The sequence below is a fragment of the Mesorhizobium alhagi CCNWXJ12-2 genome (assembly GCF_000236565.1).
Classification (GTDB): Bacteria; Pseudomonadota; Alphaproteobacteria; order Rhizobiales; family Rhizobiaceae; genus Allomesorhizobium; species Allomesorhizobium alhagi.
On record NZ_AHAM01000359.1, the window covers coordinates 1 to 1,276 of the forward strand.

The following is a 1,276-nucleotide window of genomic DNA, read 5'->3' on the forward strand; positions in this document are numbered from 1 at the left end:
CGCTCTGTCCTCAAGCGTCCGCTCGGCATCCCCTATGATGAAGCGTATACCAGCGCCGCGTTTTTGTGCCTTGGCGCGCGCCTTGGCGAGCATGGCTTCCGACCAGTCGAGGCCCGTCACCACAAATCCCAGATCGTGCATCAGATGCGAAATAACGCCTGTCCCACAGGCGAGATCCAGAGACGCCCGCCCGGCGCCGGGTCCAAGGTGCCTGCTTATGAGCGCATGCCAGGCGGCGCGCTCCTGCTCGGAAAAAATCTCGTGGCCGACTTGCAGGTCGAACGTCTCTGCGCGGTCGGACCAATAATCCCGGATTTCGTCGCGCAACGAATAGTTTGCGTGAGCCGTCATCGCCCGAAACGCTCTCCCCAAAAGCGGTAAATTGGAATTGCTCTAAAAGATAATTCTTGATTACGCAATTCATGTTTTCTAAGCCGGGCCTGCAAACTGAATTTGCGAGAGCACAAATGATTTTGAAGTCGATATTTGCAGCCGCAGTCGCCCTCGCGGCGTTCATGCCACTAACCTACGGCGCGCACGCCGAGACCGTCACCGACATCGCCGGCCGCACGGTCGAGGTGAAGACGCCGGTCGAGAACGTCATCCTCGGCGAAGGCCGGCAGATCTACCTGATCGCCGCGCTCGATACCGACAACCCATTCAAAAGGATTGTCGGCTGGCGCCAGGATTTCTCCCAAGCCGACCCCGACAATTACGCCGTTTACCTCGAAAAATTCCCCAAAATGGCGGAAATCCCGACCTTCGGCGGTTTCAAGGACGGCACACTCGATGTCGAGCAGGCCATCGCGCTTCAGCCGGACGTGATGATCATGAACATCGAGTCCAAGCAGGCGACCGAAGACGCGCAATACATCGAAAAGCTCGCCGCCGTCGGCATTCCTGTCGTCTATGTCGACTTCCGCGAGCATCCCTTCACCAACACCGAGCCGAGCATGCGCCTCATCGGCAAGCTCTTTGGCCAGGAAGAGCGGGCCGAGGCGTTCATCGCCTACCGCGCGGCCCAGATCGCACGGGTCACCGAGGTGATCGCAAAGAATGATCCAAAGCGCCCGACCGTCTTCATCGAGCGCGCCGGGGGCTATTCCGACGATTGCTGCATGAGCTTCGGCAACGACAATTTCGGCAAGTTCGTCGAGATGGCCGGCGGCCGGAATATCGCGGCGGAGCTGATCCCGGGCACCTTTGGCGCGCTTAATCCCGAACAGATCATCGCAAGCAATCCCGACCAGGTGATTGTGACGGGCGGTAATTGGGA

Annotated in this window: 2 protein-coding genes; one reads left to right on the forward strand and one right to left on the reverse strand. The window is 59.2% G+C overall.

All coding sequences use genetic code 11. The features are described 5' to 3' along the window. A partial coding sequence (locus MAXJ12_RS34140; protein WP_008840830.1) for a class I SAM-dependent DNA methyltransferase occupies positions 1 to 351 on the reverse strand: 351 nt, incomplete at its 3' end. A 164-nt stretch (positions 352 to 515) separates the two neighbouring features. Here MAXJ12_RS34140 and MAXJ12_RS34145 point away from each other — a divergent pair. Then, positions 516 to 1,276: ABC transporter substrate-binding protein (locus MAXJ12_RS34145; RefSeq protein WP_050899023.1), on the forward strand; the 761-nt coding region annotated here is incomplete at its 3' end.